This window comes from Undibacterium sp. SXout20W, assembly GCF_049340285.1.
Lineage (GTDB): Bacteria > Pseudomonadota > Gammaproteobacteria > Burkholderiales > Burkholderiaceae_D > Undibacterium.
Genome location: NZ_JBMPPH010000040.1, coordinates 1 through 20333, shown reverse-complemented (window position 1 = coordinate 20333; position 20333 = coordinate 1). Strand labels below are relative to the sequence as shown.

General features: G+C 46.5%; 17 protein-coding genes. 11 read left to right on the top strand and 6 right to left on the bottom strand.

Translation table 11 applies throughout. The features are described from left to right. Positions 1-4: 4 nt before the first annotated feature. Positions 5-916: an NAD-dependent epimerase/dehydratase family protein gene (locus ACO0K1_RS16345; protein ID WP_423027626.1), complete on the top strand. Its 912-nt coding sequence runs from the start codon at positions 5-7 to the stop codon at positions 914-916. On the opposite strand, the gene ACO0K1_RS16340 is transcribed toward ACO0K1_RS16345, so the two are convergent. The 3 genes from ACO0K1_RS16340 to ACO0K1_RS16330 all read right to left on the bottom strand — a co-directional run bounded on the left by ACO0K1_RS16340 (position 913) and on the right by ACO0K1_RS16330 (position 4312). Then, a complete protein-coding gene (locus tag ACO0K1_RS16340) occupies positions 913-2694 on the bottom strand; it encodes a GspE/PulE family protein (protein WP_423027624.1) in 1782 nt (593 codons plus the stop codon). The two genes, ACO0K1_RS16345 and ACO0K1_RS16340, sit on opposite strands and share 4 nt — an antisense overlap. Before the next feature lie 172 nt (positions 2695-2866). After that, positions 2867-3685 (bottom strand): methyltransferase domain-containing protein, encoded by an 819-nt coding sequence (locus ACO0K1_RS16335; protein WP_423027622.1) that lies wholly within the window; start codon positions 3683-3685, stop codon positions 2867-2869. Positions 3686-3745: 60 nt separating this feature from the next. After that, a complete protein-coding gene (locus tag ACO0K1_RS16330; protein ID WP_423027620.1) occupies positions 3746-4312 on the bottom strand; it encodes a DNA-deoxyinosine glycosylase in 567 nt (188 codons plus the stop codon). Positions 4313-4544: 232 nt separating this feature from the next. Here ACO0K1_RS16330 and ACO0K1_RS16325 point away from each other — a divergent pair, with 232 nt between their 5' ends. The 3 genes from ACO0K1_RS16325 (at position 4545) to ACO0K1_RS16315 (ending at position 6365) form a co-directional block, all read left to right on the top strand. Beyond that, positions 4545-5003 carry a glycine zipper 2TM domain-containing protein gene (locus ACO0K1_RS16325; protein ID WP_423027618.1) on the top strand — a complete coding sequence of 153 codons (459 nt, stop codon included), beginning with the start codon at positions 4545-4547 and terminating at the stop codon, positions 5001-5003. A gap of 125 nt (positions 5004-5128) precedes the next feature. Further along, positions 5129-5641, top strand: a complete 513-nt coding sequence (locus ACO0K1_RS16320) for a DUF3016 domain-containing protein (RefSeq protein WP_423027616.1) — start codon at positions 5129-5131, stop codon at positions 5639-5641. Between the two features lie 328 nt (positions 5642-5969). After that, the gene (locus ACO0K1_RS16315; protein WP_423027614.1) at positions 5970-6365 is read left to right on the top strand and encodes a hypothetical protein; all 396 of its coding nucleotides are present in this window, start codon (positions 5970-5972) and stop codon (positions 6363-6365) included. A 305-nt stretch (positions 6366-6670) separates the two neighbouring features. On the opposite strand, the gene htpG is transcribed toward ACO0K1_RS16315, so the two are convergent. Then, positions 6671-8578, bottom strand: coding sequence for a molecular chaperone HtpG (gene htpG, locus ACO0K1_RS16310; RefSeq protein WP_423027612.1), 1908 nt, complete (start codon positions 8576-8578; stop codon positions 6671-6673). 787 nt (positions 8579-9365) lie between these two features. Here htpG and ACO0K1_RS16305 point away from each other — a divergent pair. Next, positions 9366-10271 carry a hypothetical protein gene (locus tag ACO0K1_RS16305; protein WP_423027610.1) on the top strand — a complete coding sequence of 302 codons (906 nt, stop codon included), beginning with the start codon at positions 9366-9368 and terminating at the stop codon, positions 10269-10271. A gap of 13 nt (positions 10272-10284) precedes the next feature. Next, positions 10285-11220, top strand: coding sequence for a hypothetical protein (locus ACO0K1_RS16300; RefSeq protein WP_423027608.1), 936 nt, complete (start codon positions 10285-10287; stop codon positions 11218-11220). Positions 11221-11365: 145 nt separating this feature from the next. On the opposite strand, the gene cysS is transcribed toward ACO0K1_RS16300, so the two are convergent. Further along, positions 11366-12739, bottom strand: coding sequence for a cysteine--tRNA ligase (cysS, locus tag ACO0K1_RS16295; RefSeq protein ID WP_423027606.1), 1374 nt, complete (start codon positions 12737-12739; stop codon positions 11366-11368). A gap of 508 nt (positions 12740-13247) precedes the next feature. Here cysS and ACO0K1_RS16290 point away from each other — a divergent pair. After that, complete coding sequence (locus ACO0K1_RS16290) at positions 13248-14318, top strand: GGDEF domain-containing protein (RefSeq protein WP_423027604.1); 1071 nt, start codon at positions 13248-13250, stop codon at positions 14316-14318. Between the two features lie 68 nt (positions 14319-14386). On the opposite strand, the gene ACO0K1_RS16285 is transcribed toward ACO0K1_RS16290, so the two are convergent. Beyond that, positions 14387-15808, bottom strand: a complete 1422-nt coding sequence (locus ACO0K1_RS16285; protein WP_423027602.1) for a PLP-dependent aminotransferase family protein — start codon at positions 15806-15808, stop codon at positions 14387-14389. 456 nt (positions 15809-16264) lie between these two features. On the opposite strand from ACO0K1_RS16285, the gene ACO0K1_RS16280 reads away from it, so the two are divergent. The 4 genes from ACO0K1_RS16280 to ACO0K1_RS16265 all read left to right on the top strand — a co-directional run bounded on the left by ACO0K1_RS16280 (position 16265) and on the right by ACO0K1_RS16265 (position 19910). Then, on the top strand, positions 16265-16861 hold the full coding sequence (locus ACO0K1_RS16280) for a LysE family translocator (protein WP_423027600.1): 597 nt from the start codon (positions 16265-16267) through the stop codon (positions 16859-16861). An 81-nt stretch (positions 16862-16942) separates the two neighbouring features. After that, positions 16943-17836, top strand: a complete 894-nt coding sequence (locus ACO0K1_RS16275) for a DMT family transporter (protein WP_423027598.1) — start codon at positions 16943-16945, stop codon at positions 17834-17836. Positions 17837-18149: 313 nt separating this feature from the next. Next, positions 18150-18608: a RidA family protein gene (locus ACO0K1_RS16270; protein ID WP_423027596.1), complete on the top strand. Its 459-nt coding sequence runs from the start codon at positions 18150-18152 to the stop codon at positions 18606-18608. A 108-nt stretch (positions 18609-18716) separates the two neighbouring features. Continuing rightward, positions 18717-19910, top strand: coding sequence for a PLP-dependent aminotransferase family protein (locus tag ACO0K1_RS16265; protein ID WP_423027594.1), 1194 nt, complete (start codon positions 18717-18719; stop codon positions 19908-19910). Positions 19911-20333 lie beyond the last annotated feature (423 nt).

Sequence of the window (20333 nt, the reverse complement as noted above, 5' to 3'; positions counted from 1 at the left end):
GAGCATGAAAAAACAGTTAAAAAAAATGGGTAGACCACGTTTGTTGATCGTCGGTTGCGGCGATGTTGGCATGCGTTTATTGCCTTTGTTACGCGCACAATTCCGAATTTTTGCCCTTACTAGTCAGCCTGCACGCTGCGCAGAACTACGCGCCGCAGGTGCAATTCCCATCGTCGCCAATCTGGACGATACTGCCAGTTTGGCAAGACTTTCCGGCTTGGCGGCATATTGTGTTCATTTGGCACCACCACGTTCTGAAGGCGACCTGGATGGTCGCACACAAAATCTGATCGCCATTTTACCTGACAAGAGCCAGCTTGTTTATATCAGTACGACGGGTGTCTATGGCGATTGTGGCGGTGCCATATTTGATGAGGCGCGTCCGGTGCGGCCACAAAATGCGCGTGCAGTGCGCCGCGTTGCTGCTGAGCAGGCCTTGCGGGCATGGGCGAAGCGTAGTCAATCCAGGATGTCGATACTGCGTGTGCCGGGGATTTATGCGGCGGATCGATTACCTCTGGAACGTTTGCAAAAAGGCACGCCCGCGCTAAATGACGTTGATGACGTGTACACCAATCATATTCATGCGGATGACTTGGCAATGTTAATCAAGCTGGCGCTGTTTCGTGCCTTGCCGCAGAGGATTTACCATGCCGTTGATGATAGCGACTTAAAAATGGCCGCCTATTTTGATCTGGTGGCGGACACGTTTAAACTGCCCCGTCCTCCACGTCGACCTCGTTATGCGCTGGCGCAAGAAGTGTCTCCGATGTTGCTTTCATTTATGTCAGAATCGCGGCGGATGCAAAATCACCGTATAAAAACAGAATTAGGCATGCGGTTTAATTACCCGACCGTGGCGCAAGGCGTCGCGGCAGCATGGGCGCAGCATCAGCGTAGCATCAGCGGAACTTAAATTAAAGAAGACGTCACTTTGAGAACTTCATCGGCGGTCGTCAGACCTTCAATGATTTTCTCAGCGCCGGCAATTCGTAAAGGTTTCATGCCATCTTTGATACTTTGGACCCGCAACGCATGGATGTCAGCTTCTTTGGTAATGAGCTTGCTAAATGGCTGTGTGACAGTCAGTAATTCGTATAAACCCGTGCGCCCAAGAAAACCGGTTTGCCGACATTCTGGACAGCCGACCGGGCGATAAATTGCTGCTGGTTTAGTTAAATTCCATTCTTCAGACAGGCTATTCCAGACTGGATCGGCTAATTCACCATCGGCTGTTTTACAGTGTTTGCATAGTGTCCGAACCAAGCGCTGCGCCAGAATACCAATGATCGTTGCTTCTAAAAGGTAGTACGGCACGCCCAATTCCAACAAGCGCATAATTGCTGAAGGCGCATCATTGGTATGCAGTGTCGATAGTACTAAATGTCCGGTCAGCGCTGCTTGTACCGCCATTTCTGCCGTTTCCAGATCGCGAATCTCACCCACCATGATAATGTCGGGATCTTGTCGCATCAGCGCCCGAATACCTTCCGCAAAACCCAGATCGATCGATGACTGGACCTGCATCTGATTGAATGAGGCTTCGACCATTTCAATCGGATCTTCGACCGTACAGACGTTGACATCGGCGGTGGCAAGAGACTTTAAGGTCGTGTAAAGCGTCGTCGTCTTTCCAGAACCAGTCGGGCCGGTGACCAAAATAATGCCATGTGGTTTTTTGGTCAACGCGTCCCAGCGCTGCGCATCTTTTGGGGGAAAGCCAAGTTCAGGTAAGGTTTTGACAACAACCTCGGGATCAAAGATCCGCATCACCATTTTTTCACCGAATACCGTCGGCAATGTCGATAAACGTAATTCGACTTCTTGCCCATCCGCTGTCCGGGTTTTGATACGACCATCTTGTGGACGACGTTTTTCGATGACGTCAATCCGACCCAATAATTTGATCCGCGCGACCATCGCGATCATGATGCTGGCCGGCAGTTGATAAACCTGATGCAGTACGCCATCGATACGGAAACGAATCGCTGCCATATCGCGTTTAGGTTCCAGATGAATATCCGAAGCCCGTTGATCAAAAGCAAACTGCCACAGCCAATCGACAATATTAACGATGTGCTGATCGTTGGCATCAAGTTGCTTGTTGGCTTTACCAAGCTCTACCAATTGCTCAAGATTTTGGCGTAAGCCGAGATCGTTGGTATTGACCTTGCGTGCATCTTTGATTGACTTTGCCAGTGAAAAAAACTGGACAATGTATTGGGAAATTTCTAGCGGGTTGGCCAGCACCAGACGAATTTCCCGACGTGAAATTCGGGAGATTTCTTCCTGCCATTCACGATTAAACGGATCAGTCGTTGCCACCACGAGAGTATTGCCGTTGATTTCAACCGGTAAAATATTAAACCGCGTTGCATACTTCGCGGACATCACATCTGACACGGAGGTGAAATCAATTTTTAAGGGATCAATACGGTAGAACGGTAAATCAACTTTGCGCGCTGTCCATTCGGTGAGCCAATCCAGTGTTAATAATTGCCCTGGTGGCTTGGACGATTGCAATTTACACTGCGCGGCAGCGGTCAGCGGATGCATGCTGGCCGGACCATTTTTTAAAATGCCCTGTGCCTCATTGAATTTTATTTTGGCATCTTCTTTTTTGAGCAAGCCATCTTCCATCAACCAGGTGAAAATTTGTTGCAGGCTAAGACCGCGTTTGGAGGTTGTATTCATTTTTTCCTGGCAGACAGAGTGTGGGGCTCACCGTTTTAATGTAAAAACTGCGACAAATAGGACAACAATAGCCACGTTTTTGGAATCATTGGCAAAAACATTGTCAGATCAATAGCGACACTAATTTATAACAACACTGATGGATAACAATACTGATCGATAGCAACAGAATTTATGCCGGATCGCACGCTGCTTTCAATCCATTGACCCACGATTTTGCAGGTAGCTTGGTCTGAACTTTAATTTCATCGGCACGAGCATATAATGCTGGGAAGTCTAGCGCTTGTCTTTGTTTGAAAGCAATGGCAACAACATTGCCATCATGGACTTCTGGCAGGCACAACACTTCGCTGAAGGCAAAACGTAATGCTTTTAGATTTTTTGCGTAGCTCGGATGGTCCCCAAATAAATTGACGGTCAGAATGCCGTCGTCTTTCAGGCACGCTGCGCAAGCTTCATAAAATTCTGGTGTATCAAGCACTGGCCCTTTGGCAGTCGCATCGTATAAATCCACCTGCAGCGCGTCAATACTGTCGGCATTGTTCGCGTCCATAACAAAATCCATGGCATCCATTTCAATGACTTGCAAGCGGTCATCGTTCATTGGTAATTTGAACATGCTTTCGCAAATTGTAATGACGGCAGGATTGAGTTCTATGGTCGTGACGCGCGCTTCTTCAAACTGACGGTAGCAAAATTTGGTCAGTGCTCCGGTACCGAGACCAAGCTGCACGATGTGCTGTGGCGTTTTATTGAATAACATCCAGATCATCATTTGCTGTGCGTATTCAAGCTCGATACTATCCGGTTTGCGCAGGCGCATCGCACCTTGCACCCATTCAGTACCGAAGTGAAGAAAGCGCACGCCATCCAGTTCTGACAAGGTAACCGAGGCAAACTTTGGTTTGCGGGGAGATTTTTTGGCTGCGGCAGCCTTGGGACCTGAGCGATGGTTCGCTTCGGCCTCAATAGATTTACGTTTAATAAGCATGCAGGTATTTTACCTTCCGTGTCGTTTTAACGCAAAATGGTGTTGGCAACGGGTGTTTTTCTAATTTGGTGACGGCAGCGCAGGTTTTATTATCGTCTCGAAAGGCGGGATAATCTGCTCCCAAGCGCATAATTTTTGCTCAAATGTTTGCATTGCATTAGCAGGTGATGAAGACGGAAGTGCCAGCGTCTCGTAACCTTGTGATTGGAAGTGTGCTTGTATCCGAGCCGCCGTTTTGCCGTTAAAACAGACTCTTTTTAACCTCGGATATTGGTGTTGCAGCGCCGCAAAATCATTGAGTTGGCCGGCACGGATTGCAGAATCCAGACTTCCCTTGCGCTCACAAGCCTTAAACACATCCCACAAGCCGATGCCATTGGTAAGCAGGATGGCGAGCTTTTCCGGATAGTCGAGCGTCACTAAATCTATTTCCAGTAGTGCAGATAGCAAGCGCCAGAATTGATTGTGCCGGAATGCATAATACTGTTGTGCTTTTAATGATGCTTCGCCCGGAAAACTACCTAAGATCAAGGTGTGTGTTCGCTCATCAATGACTGCAGGAAACCCCGACAAAGACGTATCGTGATTGGCTAAAGTACGGTCAAGGTCGTGGTTGCGCGTGGACATTGTTTATTAGAAGAATGTTAAATATTAGTTGCATTTAATCTGGCATTTGATCAATGTATATCACTGGTTTTAATCGATTTTGTTGATAAAAGCGGTAAATTGACCTCGGTTGCACTGGTTTGTTAGGAAACGCTACAAAAAAGTAGAACTTTTTGCTTAACGAAGGATCATAGGATAGTGTTAAATAGCTGATGATGCATTATTTTTAAATGCTGGAAACAAGGAGATAGCGATGAAAAAATTATTGTTGGTAGCGGCGATGGCACCCATAGTTCTGTTAAGTGCCTGTTCTACACCATCCAATTCAGGTAGCGTGTATCGTGCTGGACAGACCCAATCTGAACAAACTGTTCGTATGGGATATGTTGATTCGATTCGCAATGTAACGATCGACAAAGGCCAAACTGGTGTTGGTACAGTGACTGGTGCCGCATTGGGTGGTATTGCCGCTGGTTCAAGCATCGGTGGTGGTAATGGTTCGATTGCGGCAGGGATTGTTGGTGCTGTCGCGGGCGGTATTCTTGGTCAGAAAGTCGAAAATAATCTGAGTCAAAAGCCTGGTCTCGAAATCACGGTGCGTCTCGATAATGGCGATATCAAAGCAATTACGCAAGATGCTGATGAAGCATTTAATGTAGGTGAACGTGTACGTCTGCTGTCCAACGGCAGAACAACTCGTGTTACTCACTAAAAGAAATGACGTGTAACGCATAAAACAGCCAGCATGTCTGGCTGTTTTATTTTGAACTGGCATGCAGCACGTCAGATGGATTCAGAAATTCATGCTGCTGGTTCATGTAAAGAAGGAGAGTTGAAATGAAAAAATTCTGTTTGATGTTCGCTTTAATTGGTAGTAGCTTAGTGAGTAATTTTGCCTCAGCGGGAACAGTTCAGGTGACCTGGCAAGATCCAGACAAATACGCTGATATTCGTCCAACGAATGAAAGTCGGGAAAACTTCCGCAAACACGTTTTTCAAGAGTTGGGACTGGTATTCGAGGATCTTGCCAAAAAATTGCCTGATGAAGTGCAATGGAAAGTTACCGTAACGGATCTTGACCTGGCAGGCGAAGTGCGTCCTGTCATGATGTCCGCAGGTAATGATATTCGTATCATCAAAGATATTTATTGGCCTCGTATGTCACTGAATTATGTGATGACGGATGGAAAAGGATTTGTCGTTGCCGAAGGTAAAGAAGATATTTCGGATATGAGCTTTATGATGAGTCGACCCATTAACATGGGTAATGGAAGCTTTCCTTACGAAGCAAAAATGCTGGAAGATTGGTTTCGCAAGCAGCTAAAGAGCCAAAAATTCCCCTCAAAGTAAATCGAATCTCCGCGAACATAAAGCGAACCCAATGGAGGTTCGCTTTTTTATTTTGCGTGATATTTTTCAAAAATGTGGTTTTAAAGACAATTTCGACACTTTTTTAAATTAAAATCTATATATTTCTGAGTTGAATATAAATATATTTACCAAGGCTGTGACGCTTCAAAAATCGCAAATAGCCTTCGACAATTCTATAGCTCATGGTCGATAGCAGGGCGCCTCTCATGTTTTAGTTGCTGGATGATGTGTACGACGATGCCAAGGTAGAGAAAAATGGCAGATTTCAATTTTCTATGAACGATTAGAACAGAAAAAGGTATTAACTATGAACGATATCGTTTTTCAATGCGGCAAAAGCGTCAAGGAAATTGAAAGAATTTTCGTAAAAAATATCTATTCAGGTTTTCTTGAAGGCGTTGAAGATCAGAGAGTCAACCAAGAGCTGGTGCAGCAATTTGTAAAAGACGTGCAGGAGAGTTCTTCAAATCATCAGCCGCATTTGTTTTTACAAAAATCGACTGACCGCTGCGTGGCCTTGCCAGCCTATGCCTGTGCTGTGAGTCTGCGTAGTGATGAACCAGCAAATAATCCCAATTATTTAATGTCGACTGCCACTTTCGTCTGGTTTCAAGAATGCAACCCGCTGACTGATGGTTTTGAGCTTGTTGATTTGGTAAAAAAGTTGAAATGGAAAGATGTTGCCAGGGACGTTAATTGGTAGCCAATAAAGCGAGAAACTTTCCCGTTATCGATTGAGAAAAGTGAGATATCTTCAATCCGTATTTTGTAACTATGTGAACCAATTTTGTGCGGCACAAATTCCTTTGTCTGCATCGGGCGACTCCTAGATCAACATCAACATCAACATCTGCACTAAGTGAGTAGGGCGAAGGTAACCCGCCAAATGTAGCCTCGAACGGTGGTCAGGGGAGGAGTTCATCCGCCGATTACTGCCAACTGGAAAATAATAAAGCCCGAAAGCTGTTTCTGCTATCGGGCTTTATTCGATCCTGCCAAGCGCAATGCTTACTTGCTCAATAGCATCTCATTCAAACGTTTAACGAAGCTGCTTGGATCCGCCAGCGTACCGCCTTCAGCCAGCAATGCCTGATCAAACAAAATGTGCGACCAGTCGCTGAATTTGGCTTCTTCGTATTTCAGCTTTTGCAGCAATGGATGATCCGGGTTGATTTCCAGAATTGGTTTCGATTCTGGTGCAGCCTGACCCGCTGCTTTTAACATCCGCGCCAGATTGCCAGACAGGTCGTGTTCGTCGGCAACCAGACACGCAGGTGAATCTGTTAAGCGGAAAGTAACGCGCACGTCTTTGGCCTTGTCCGCCAGCGCCGCTTTCATTTTTTCTACCAGATCCTTGAACTCGGTTTCAGTTTCTGCGTGGTGTTTTTTCTCAGCCTCATCTTCCAATGTGCCCAGATCCAGACCACCTTTCGCCACAGATGCTAATTCTTTGCCTTCGAAGTCGCTCAGGAAAGACAGCATCCATTCATCTACACGATCCGTCAGCAATAAGACTTCGACGCCTTTTTTGCGGAAAATTTCTAAATGCGGACTGTTTTTCGCTGTTGCATAGCTCTCTGCCGTGACGTAGTAGATCTTGTCCTGACCTTCTTTGGCGCGTGCCAGATAGTCAGCCAATGAGACGTTTTGCACATCGCTGTCGTTATGCGTAGAAGCAAAGCGCAACAGCTTAGCGATGCGATCTTTATTGGTCGCATCTTCACCGATGCCTTCTTTCAATACTTGACCGAATTCTTTCCAGAACGTCGCGTATTTTTCGTGTTTTGCTGGAGCTTCTTCGCCTTCTGCATTCGCTAAATCTTCCAACATTCCAAGCACGCGCTTGGTGGAGCCATCACGGATTGCTTTGATGTCACGGCTTTCTTGCAAAATCTCGCGAGACACGTTCAGAGGCAAGTCGTTGGAGTCAATCACGCCTTTGACGAAGCGCAAATAAACGGGCATTAATTGCTCCGCATCGTCCATGATGAATACGCGTTTAACGTACAGCTTGATGCCGCCACGTTTATTGCGATCCCACAGATCGAATGGTGCGCGTGCTGGAATGTACAACAATTGCGTGTAATCGCTACGACCTTCAACGCGGTTGTGCGTGTGCGTCAGTGGGGCGCTGTAATCGTGTGAAACGTGCTTGTAAAATTCTTCGTATTGTTCAGGCGTGATCTCTGATTTGCTCCGTGCCCACAATGCACTGGCTTGGTTCACTGTCTCAAATTCATCTTTGAGAACCTGTTCCTTTTTCTCCTCATCCCATTCCTCTTTTTGCATTTTGATTGGCAGAGAGATATGGTCGGAATAGGTGCGGATAACAGACTTGAGCTTCCAGGCAGACAGGAACTCATCTTCACCTTCGCGCAGATGCAAGATGATGTCAGTACCACGGCTTGCTTTCGTGATGTCTTCGACACTAAAGTCACCGGCGCCCTCGGATTCCCAACGCACACCTTCCGTTGCTGCTGCACCGGCACGGCGAGATTCAACAGTGATGCGATCGGCAACGATGAAGCCAGAGTAGAAGCCAACACCGAATTGACCAATCATGGCCGCATCTTTTTGCTGATCGCCCGACAGTTTGCCGAAAAATTCTTTGGTACCAGATTTTGCAATCGTACCCAGATGTTCTATTGCATCAGCCTTGCTCATGCCGATTCCGTTATCAGAAATCGTGATCGTACGAGCAGTTTTGTCGAATGTGACCCGGATTTGCAACTCAGCATCGTTTTCAAACAGAGCAGCGTTATTGATTGCTTCAAAACGCAATTTATCGGAGGCGTCCGACGCATTGGAGATTAACTCGCGCAAGAAGATTTCCTTGTTGGAATACAAGGAGTGAATCATCAATTGCAGCAATTGTTTGACTTCGGCCTGAAAGCCCAGAGTTTGTTTTTCTGACATTTTTTTCCTCGGAAATTAGGTTAGGAAGGTCGTCTTAAAATGAATAAATGAAATTACCGAATCATTGATGGGTTAGCAAAGTGTTCCAACATACCTACGCACTTACATTAATTAAGGCGACTTAGGCAAAGCTGGAGCAGTCTTGTATCCGCTGCAATGAAAAAACTAGCTTAGCCAAAATGGGGACATTGGTCGGGATTTCAAGTTTTCTGTTGCAATACCCGCTGAAGTGGGTTTTGTGTTTTTATACTGGGTGGTGTATGTATAAAGCCCCTCGTGATTACCGAGATATATGCGTTAAATTTAAATATACTCCCATGAATTGGCTTAAGTCGGGATTCTAAAGAGGTACCTTGTACTCGCCTCGCGATGGCGCATACTTGCGCTCATTGGCAATGCATATCTCCTATTTGCGCGTTTCGCAGACAAACTACGAATTTACGCGTGAATTTTTTTATCGCCCCGAAAATATAATTCCTACAGGAAATTTAGTTTCAAAAAGCTTATTTTTCTCGTTCAAATAGTATTAAATTTGTTACGTAATCTGTAATCAATTGTAAAAAAATGCTCAAAAGAGATAGAGCAGTTTTACGAATATATTTAGACTTTGTTTAACTTGGTTTTGCTGATCTGATCGTCGAAAACCAGGTTACAGGAGATTATGTTGCGAGGACTATTAGGCGTTATCAAAAGATCTAATAGCGGTAGCAAATGGTATGGCTACCTAGCAGGCAAAAAAGACCATCTCCGGTTCTTGTTGTTTCTATTACATATAATGAGGTTCTGGATGTTGAAAGAATTTTTGTTTGCTAGCAGCATGATAATCGCCATGACCGTGGCTGCTGCGTCTGCTCAAGCTCAGAGCGTTTCTCCTGTGCCATATACGCCCAATAAAGTTGTCAGCTTTTATGTTGGAGGTCATCCCGATGATGTTGAGTTATTTATGGGGAAAAGCATCATCGATGACATGAAAGCGAATCCGACTGGGAAAAAAGTTTTTGTTATTACGACTGCGGGGGACGGTGGATTGGGCTTTGAAGGTGGTAGTTCATCGTCATACTGGGCTGCCCGCGCAGCAGGTCATGTGGATGCTGTCACATTCATGTTCAGTTTCGCGAGCCGCGCAGCAACTGATCCAGTAACGACGTACGTCAGTCAGAATGGTTATACGTTAGCCCGCACGGTTATTTCTAATGACATTGTCATGTATAACTTTTTATTGCCAGATAGCTCTATCCAAGGGTTATATACGACGCCATTAGCTAAAGTAACTGCATTGGATAATTTGCGAACCTTTTCCAAAGATTCAATGACAGCGACATTGCAGGCCATCATCAGAAGTGAGGCACCGATTGCGACAAAAATCTGGCTCAATCTGATGGATCCTAATTCTGCCAATAATCCTGGCGATCACCCGGACCACATGTATTCATCGAAGTTCTTTTTAGATGCCACGGCCACAGTAGACTTCGCTTGCGTCGGCAATACGTTTTATAAGACCTACGTGATGAGTCAGTTAGCAGAAAATCTATCGACGACTGATAAGTATGCACATGCTGGTACGTTTGCTGCCGTGCAAACGGGCATGCTCAAACATACACGTGGCATGTCTTGGGAAGCGGATCATCTCGCCTGGTTAGGGAAACATTACATCACAGGTTCCAATCAACCCAAAGGCGTCTGCACTTTTTAATTCTGGATTCAAAATGAAAACGTTAATTAAAATATTTTTGCTCGCCATGGTGAGCGTGAACGCGATGGCGCAAACTATTACGCCGCCGATACAAGCCGGTCGCAATGTGAGTTTTTTCGTTGGCGCATTTCCCAACACGATTCCACTTTTCATGGCGGCACCGCTGGCGACGACCATGTCGGCACAATCCAAAGACAAAAAGGTATTCATTATTTTGAGTGCAGGAGACGCAGGTATTGGTGGCGAACCGAACAGCGCCTATCCATATTGGAAAGCACGTCAGAATGGGCTGGAAAATGCATTGATCTTCTTCGCAGGTTTTCAAGCCCGGGGCGGTGGTAGTGGCCTGTACACCGCAGCCAATGTGACGATTGGCGGTATGACCCTGGAGCGCAAAGATTTTGGTGGTTGGGGCGATGTGATCCTGTACACCTTGAAACTGCCCGATATCGTCGGTACTGCAACGCAGACACTTGGTCTCGGTGCGCTGCAGAGTGGCCTGGTCGCCAGCATGCAACCGGTCACTGGAACCGCTGTATATTCAGCCGCCAATGTGCGTGATGTGCTTGCTGGCATTGTTAAGCTTGAAGCGCCAGCAGCGTCTAAAATTGTGGTCCATACGACCGAATCAGACGCCACGTTAAATCCTGGTGATCATCCGTATATGACGGCTACAACCAAATTTTTTGATGCTGCCACAGCTGGGACGAATTTTGCATGTTTGAATAAATTCTATTACGGCACCATATCTAACTACGGCAAGCCAGTGAATTTACCAAACCTGGATTTGGTAGCGCATGCTGATGTATTGACGCACGCGGGTGGTATCGGTGCATTCAGTAATGGTGTCACGGCAGGGCATCGCGGTAATGAATGGGGTAATTTAGGTTATGTGGGTAAGTCTTACAAGACGCGATCCATTGCCTCCTTTGGCGCTTGTGCTTTCTAGTAATTGCAACAAAAAAAACGCGCCCATGAGGGCGCGGTTTTATCGCAAAGAAGTGGGTGCGAAGTTGCAAAAAAACTGCAGCGAAGGTCATTTTTGTTGAACGCTAAAAATGATGCCGTAGCAGTTTTTTGAATCCTCGTTTGCGTTACAAACGCTTGATATTCATGCTGCCCGCTTTATCCTCAACTTCAAAACCCAGCGTATGTAATGCAGCGCGCAGGCGATCTGCTTCTGCCCAGTTTTTTGCGGCGCGTGCAGCTTGGCGTTGATCTGCCAGTGCTTGTACTTCCGCAGGTATTTCTAGTGCTTGCGGTACCCAATTTGCCAGACCTAAACCAAAAATTTGGTCAAACTCAGAGACCGTCGCTTTTTTATCGGCATCTGATAAATCGGATTTCAGCATTTCCCACACTAACGCTAATGCACGTGGGACATTCAAATCTTCATTCACAAAAGTAGTGAATTTTTCTTTGAAATCTGCATTCACGCTGCCACCAGCTGGCCACGCGTAGAAGGTATCGCGTAAACGTTGCAACGCGGTTTGCGCTGCTTGCAAGGCGTCAAAACTAAATTGCATCTGACTGCGATAATGCGCGCTTAAGCACAAGTAACGGTAGGCAAGCGGATCAATGTGTTGATCCAGCAAAGTTTGCAGGCGCAAGAAGTCACCGCTGGATTTCGACATCTTGCCAGAATCGATTTGCAAGAAATAGCCGTGCATCCAGAAGTTGGCCAGGCGGGTGCCATGGCATGCCTGATTTTGCGCAATTTCGTTGCTGTGATGGATGGAAATATGATCTTCACCGCCACAATGGATATCAAACCAAGGCGTCAGATATTTTGCCGACATTGCCGAGCATTCGATGTGCCAACCCGGAAAACCACGACCCCAAGGGCTATCCCATTCCATTTGGCGATGTTCATTCTCAGGGCTGAATTTCCATAAAGCAAAATCAGTGGCATTCCGTTTTTCGCCTAATTCAACGCGGCTACCTGCTTTGATGGCATCACGTTTGATACGCGCCAAATAGCCGTAATCATCTTGTTTGCTGGTATCAAAATAAATACCGTCGCTGGTGCGATATGTGAATCCCTTACTTTCTATGCAAGAAATAAAGTCAATTTGCTCCGCAATGTGTTCTGTTGCCTTACACCATACACTTGGCTCAAGAATGTTCAGGCGTTGCAAATCTGCTTTAAAAGCAATTGTAAAGCGATCCGCAATTTGCCATGCAGACTCACCCGCCTTACGGCTACCTTTTTCCATCTTGTCTTCACCATCATCGCCGTCTGACACCAGGTGACCTACGTCAGTGATGTTAATAACGTGACGTACGGTGTGACCGTTCCACTCCAAGGTGCGACGCAAAATGTCTTCAAACAGATAGGTGCGCAGATTGCCAATATGCGCGTAGTCATAGACCGTCGGGCCGCAGCAATACAAACCCACCCAATCGTTGCGTAGCGGTGTGAAGGGGCGTAGGCGGCGTTCCCAGTTATCGTAAAGAAGTATGTCCATCTTGGTTTAACAATGAATAAAAAAATGAGAAGGTAAGTGCTTGGCGTGCGCTATCAACGAGATAGGTGCTAATCGGCTTTAGTTGCGTAGATTCAACAGCAACAACCGCAGCGACAGCAGCAAATGCAACAACAGCACGCGTCTATGCTGAAAACAGGTAAATAACCTGCAAAAAATTCAGCAAATGGGTGTGTCGAAGGCATAATGTGCATGATGAACGCTTAAAAATGTGAGTGAGAATGTAGCATAGATATGTGCTTCGCTCCTAAAAAACAGCGATTTTCTGAAGAGAATCGTAAAAAATGGTGCTGTTTGATGTGGGTCTGACGGCTTGAACGGGGAAAGGGAAATCATTCGTTCGTCTGCAATGAAGAGTAAGCTCCATGAGAGACATTGATCACTGCACGGCTTGCACCATGAGCGAAGGTTCACAGTGACTTAGCACAATGATATAGTTCTGAAAAATGTTGCTTTAATAATAAAACCTGAATGCTAAAGGCAATCAAAAATGCAAACAACATATCAAGAAATTCCCGAAGAACAATACCGAAATTATTTCCAGATACAAGATCGCTCGCAGGCGAGCTTGGTGGTGCGCGTTGTCATGTGGGCGATGCTACCACTGAGTTTTATCGATATATTATTTCACCAATTTTCGTTCGCAACGGCAATCTTGCTATCGATGCGTGCCGTTACCATTGCGCTATCGTGGTGGTTCTTGCGCAAAATCAAAAAATTGGGTACTGCGCCGGTCGTTGATCAGTATTTATTGCGCTGGATCGTGATGGTGATGGTGCTGCAATTGATCAATAATTGTTGCACTCCACGTGATTATTATGGCCACTATTTGATCGACATTTGGGGCTGCCTGATGACGTTTATTGTGGTGCCTTTACCGTTACCGCAATTGCGTTTGCCTGTGGTTGGTTTTGTTGTCGGATCGCTCGTATTGCTGGCCTTTAAGCAGGCCCCCTATTATGGCTATTCGTTGGGTGTGGCGATGATGTTGCCTGCCAGTGCTGTGACTGGCCATGCGATCGCTAGTTATGTGCATCGGTATCGCCGTAAGTTACTGAGTGCCGAACGAGAATTAGACCGTCAAGCCAGCATCGATCCTGTGACTGGTGTTGCCAATTGGCGCGAATTCATGCGTCTTGCAGATGCCGAATTGCAACGTCACAAACGTCTGACCAAGCCCATGTCGATGTTGGTGCTGGACGTTGCTGATTTTAAGAAAATTAACGATGAATACGGCCCTGAAACCGCGGATATTATTCTGGTCGAAGTCACACGGCGTATTAAACGCGTTATGCGCTCTTACGACAGTCTGGCGCGTTATGGCAGTGACGAGTTTTGCGTCTTATTGCCAGAGGCGGCGGCCAACGATGCTGAGAAGATCGCTGGCCGTACTCAAACGACGGTGGTTTCTATGCCAATTACTGTTGCCGGTAAAGAGATTAAAATTGATGCAACGATCGGCGTTGCCACGATGAATGAGGGTGATAATGTATCCGCCCTCTTGCATCGTGCAGGCAATGCACGTGGCAAGGGTAAAATCACGAATTTTTTGGTTGCCTGATAGTGGCCTGATAGTGGCGTGATAGTAGCCTTTTCGTTGCTTGATAGTGGCTTGATATCGTTATCGGACTAACGCAATTCCTTTTTTAGAAAATCCCATACGCCCGTATCCGACATTGCCGCAATATTAATGCGCATCTTGGTGGACGGTGCTTGATGCGGGGAGAACAAACTGCCAGGGGCGAGTAAATACCCTTGTTCTAGAGCTTTCTCAGTCAGCTTATTCGTATCAAGTCCGGTCTCTGTCCACAAAAAGATCCCTGCCGGCGTTCGATAATCAACCTTGATACCGATGTGTTCCAAGCGTTTTGTGATGTCATCGCGGACGCCGTCGAGCTTTACGCGGATGCGATCAACGTGTTTGCGATAATGTCCTTCAGATAGTATTTTATACACCACGCGTTCCCCGATTTCTGTCGTCGTCAAGGTCGATAACATTTTACGATCCGACAATCTAATCGCTAATTCAGGCGACGTCGCGATGAAGCCCACGCGCAAATTCGCCGCCAAGGTTTTAGAAAAACCGCCCAGGTAAATCACCCGATTTAATTGGTCTAAGGCGGCGATGCGGGTTGCCGATTGCACTGCGCTGCCAGGGTGCATGTCGCAGTAAATATCGTCTTCGACGACAATAAAATCGTGCAATTCAGCGGTCTTCAAGACTTGGAACGCTTTGGCTGCGGACAATGATGTGGACGTCGGATTGTGCATGACCGAATTGATGATATACAGTTTGGGTTTGTGAATTGCCGCCAATTCCGCCAATTTGGCAACATCCGGACCATCGTGCAATCGAGGAATGCCGATGACTTTAGCGCCTAAAATCGCGAACGAACCAAACATCAGAAACCAGGCCGGATCATCAACAAAAATCGTGTCACCTGGCCGCGTAAATTCACGCGCAACCAGATCAAGTGCTTGTGTAACACCAGTCGTCATGACAATTTGCTCTGGTGCTGCCGCGATTTCTAATTCCGCTAATTTAAGCTGCAATTGTTGACGTAGCGGCAAAAAACCTTGCGGTGTACCGTAATGCAGCAACAAATTTTGATTCAGCCGACTAATCGCCCGCAAGCCGTTTGCCACCAATTCACCATCGAGCCAGTCGTGGGGCAGAACACCGGAGCCTGGCATCTTTTGCGGTGGTAATTGGCGAAACATATTGCGCACCAACCAAACCACATCCAATTGCTGTCCGCTGGTTGTAGTTTGTGTGCTGACGGCGGCATTGCTCAGCATGGAAGCACGTTCACGCACAAAGAAACCTGCACCACGCCGTGATTCCAGATATCCCTTGGCAACCAGCCTGTCGTAAGCTTCGACGACGGTAAAACGCGATACATGCTGCTCGTCAGCAAATTGGCGTATGGACGGCATGCGCGCCCCGGTACGCAACAACTTGTCGTCAATACGATTTGCCACCGCAGCGACAATTTGCTCAACCAAAGAGTTGCCAGAGTCGCGAGAGATATAAAACGTTGGTGTCGCCATGATGAGGTTTTCGTTATCGTCGTGTGTATTGGGGAAGTGACCGGAACAGTGTGGAAATTATCGTTTTTAGTGTATTGGTACTGTATTGGTTTTTGCGATTAGGATAGCACAAACACGGATCAAAAGCCGGGTTGTGGAATGATGTTTCCTGCATGCATCAACAACGTATGAACGATGATTGACATGTCTTGACTCAGGTGTTTGTCTATGGAATTGAAGTCGGGGCTAACATCGGGGCTAACATCGGCGTTGACGAAAGCTTGCCAACACAATGATCGGCTTCACAAAAACCTCAATCCAGTATGATTTTTTGCTTCATATCAAAAGCAGAATTTACTGGGGTATATTAAAAAATAGTTAATTTATCATTGTAAAAACAAGGGTAAATAAATATACACCCAGTAGTATATTCGCTTTATACACTCACATTTGTCCATCATGGACGCCGGAGACCGCATGCCATTGACTGAATTTATCGCTTTTTCGATGTTCGCCTGGATAGGCTCATTTACACCTGGTCCGAATGTCGCAATCGCAGCTACTACCGGTGTTAATCACGGCTTGCGAGCTGCACTGCCGCAAGTCATGGGGGTGCCTTTGGGATTCGTCCTCATGATGTGGGCGATTGGTCTGGGTGGCGCCTCTTTATTGTCCGGCCACCCACAACTAGTGCTGTTAATGAAGATTGCGGGGAATGGTTATTTGTTCGTACTTGCGTGGCGTTTGTGTTTCTCTGCTCGTTTGTCGGACAGTAAAAGCATGCATCCTCTCAGTGTCAAGCAGGCAGCCGTATTTCAGATGGTCAATCCAAAAGCATGGATGATGCTCGTGGCTGCAACGTCAACCTACGCGATTGGCCAAAGTGAATTTTTCTCACGCATGGGGTGGATGAGCGTCGGCTTTGCGCTGCCGAGTGCTCTCAGTTTGCTGACCTGGGCGTGGATGGGCGATAAGCTAAGGCATTGGCTCAATGTTGGCAGGCGTTTGCGTACGTTTAATCTTTGTATGGGAGTGTCGCTGGCGCTTACCGCGGTATGGATGTTTAGTTTGTAGTGCTTTATTCAATGTTTTGATATGTCAATTTCACAATCAACATTGAGGTCAGAATTGAGCGAAATTTTTAATGGAAGTAGTATGACTTCAACAGCATCTGAACAAAAACGACTAGAAATCAAAGGCATGTGGCTGGGCTTTGCCGGGGTTGCCATTTTCAGTCTGACTTTGCCCTTTACACGGCTTGCCGTCGCAGAGCTGCATCCCATTTTTGTCGCCATGGGGCGTGCCGTTGTGGCGGCAGTGTTGGCGGGATTGCTGATGTGGTTACAGAAAGCACGTCTGCCGCAAAGGTCGGAACTGAAACCTTTGTTCATTACCGCCGTCGGTGTGGTACTGGGATTTCCTTTGTTGAGTACCCTGGCAATGCAGCATGTGGCTGCGGCGCATGGCGCGATTGTTCTTGGTATTTTGCCATTGGCGACTGCTTTGTTCGCTGCGCTGCGTTTTCATGAGCGACCTTCGATAGGATTTTGGTGCATGGCAGCCTTAGGCAGCGCTTTGGTACTCGCTTTTGCCTTAACGCAGGGAGCAGGTCGATTGAGTTGGGCAGATATTGCACTGTTTGGCGCAGTGATATTGGCTGCCATGGGATATGCAGAAGGCGGACGACTAGCGCAAACGATAGGGGGCTTGCAAGTGATTGCCTGGGCGTTGATTTTGATATCGCCAGTAACTTTGAGTCTGACGCTTTGGGCATGGTGGCAATTTGGCGCCCATGCGTCTGCCGCAGCCTGGGGTGGTTTTGCCTATGTATCTGTATTTTCGATGTTTATAGGATTTTTGTTTTGGTACAAAGGTTTGGCAACCGGCGGTATTGCCCGCGTTGGACAGGTGCAATTGCTGCAACCTTTCCTGAGTCTCTTAGGTGCTTCTCTCATTGTCGGTGAATCTTTAAACATGACCAATCTTGTGTTTGCTGCGGCGGTGATCGGCACTGTCAGTCTGGGACGACAAATGAAGATTCATCGTTAGACCCTGTCTAAAACAGAATTTGACCAAATAAAATCAATAAGACCACTTGAATTTGGGGGTATGAATAGGGCAGGTGCAGGCTTACAATAGAGAGCTATGCGCAAGATATAGGCGCAAAGTTTTGTCGGTTTTGTCTGTCGTCTCCGCTAGCTATTTGTCGAATATTATTTGAGTAACCGTTGAGTAGTCGTTGGATAGTAGCTAAATAGTCGATGAATAGTCGTTGAGAAACGAATACCGAAACTGACCGTTTGCGCCATATTTGCATTTACCACTCTGGTTGGCGATGCCACCACAATTTTTGGGAATGACCATGTCTTTTTACGAAAAACTCCAAGCATTGAATATTGAATTGCCTGCCGTTGCTGCACCAGCGGCTGCCTATGTAATGTACGTGCAAACGGGTAACACCGTTTTCTTGTCCGGTCATATCGCCAAAAAAGACGGTAAGGTCTGGGTTGGCCAACTCGGCAAAAATATCAGCACGGACGAAGGCAAATTGGCTGCCCGCGCTGTCGCAATCGATTTGATGGCAACTTTGCAAGCGGCTTGCGGTGGCGATCTCAATCGCGTTAAACGCATCGTCAAGCTGATGAGTCTCGTCAATTCGACAGCTGATTTTACCGAGCAACATTTGGTAACTAATGGCGCCTCGGAATTGATCGCAGAAGTATTTGGTGATCAAGGCAAACATGCACGTTCAGCATTTGGTGTCGCTCAGATTCCTATGGGCGCTTGCGTCGAAATAGAAATGATCGTTGAGCTTGTCTAAGCTGCATCGTGAAGCATTAAATCAACGTATAAGCAATGCAGAAGCTTTTGCATTGGTGTAACGCATAATTAAATAGCCTGTAATGGCATCACTTCCAGTGAGACCAGTATGAAACTTGAAAATCCTAACCCTATTAATTGGAAATTCTCAGAACGTGCAGAGCAGCTGCAAAGCTCTGCGATTCGCGAGATATTAAAAGTGACCATGCGTCCGGAAGTCATTTCTTTTGCAGGCGGTTTGCCATCACCGGAGACATTCCCGGTCGAGCGGATGAAAGCCGCATTTGACAAAGTATTGTCAGAACAAGGTAAATCGGCGCTGCAATACGGCCCAACCGACGGTTACGCGCCATTGCGTGAATTTATTGCTGCGTCCTTGTCAACAGCAGACTGCAAAATTTTGCCTGAGCAGATTTTGATGGTATCTGGTTCTCAACAAGGTCTCGATTTGCTGGGTAAAGTGTTGATCGATGAAGGCAGTAAAATTCTGGTTGAAACGCCAAGTTATCTTGGTGCGTTACAGGCATTTTCTGTTTATCAGCCGCAGTTTGAATCCGTTGACACAGACGAGCACGGTTTGATTCCTGCATCAGTTGCCGCGAAAGGCGAGGGGGCGCGTTTAATGTATGCCCTGCCAAATTTTCAAAACCCGACGGGCCGTACTCTGTCGATAGAACGTCGCCTGGAATTGGTCGAAACATGCGCTCGCATGGGAATTCCTCTGATCGAAGATAATCCTTACGGTGATTTATGCTACAGCGGTGAGCCTTTGCCGAAACTGTTGAATATGAACCCAGGTGGCGTTATCTACATGGGCTCTTTTTCTAAGGTGCTCACGCCAGGTATTCGACTCGGTTATGTTGTTGGACCAGTGCCATTGATTCGCAAATTGGAACAGGCAAAACAAGCGGCGGATCTGCACACAGCACAATTGACACAAATGGTCGTGTATGAAGTGATTAAGGATGGATTTCTGGGCGAGCATATCCCGACAATCCGTGCTTTCTACTCGCGTCAATGTAACGTGATGCTCGAAGCGATGACGAAATTTTTCCCTGAAGGCGTAAGTTGGACACGTCCCGAAGGAGGTATGTTTATCTGGGTAACTTTACCGAAGCATATCGATAGCAAAGCGTTGCTGGATGAGGCAATCCAACAAAATGTGGCTTTCGTTCCTGGCGGTCCATTTTATGCGAACGAGCCAGAAAAAAATACCTTGCGCTTATCGTTTGTGACGGTCTCGCCAGAGCGCATTAATGAGGGTATCGAAAAATTGGGTAAATTGATTAAAATCAAAATTTAGTCTGATTTTTTGACTATTATTGATATTTTAATATGTAGATACGCGCTAGTTTTGTAGGCTAGCGTAGATTGACTGAAAAAGCCCGTTTTTACGGGTTTTTTTATTTTCGCAAACCGGTTGATCCGAACAGCCGTGCCCACTCAGTTGTTTGGCAACAGATATATTGATATGAATGCGAATTTCATTTTTCGCAACGATACGTCAACTTGTTGTGTGTGAATTAGCATATAGTGTGTTGCTGCCTTGGCTTACTTGATACGCTTGTCTTTTAGATAATTTATAAACGACATTTAATTTGAATCGCGAGTTCAACTATGAAGTGCAACTGAAGATAAATGGTTAAAGGTGGGAAGATGCAGTAGCATCCGGCCTTCCAGACCTCCAAGTCAAAGTTGCCCGAAATGACATACACACATCTTACCC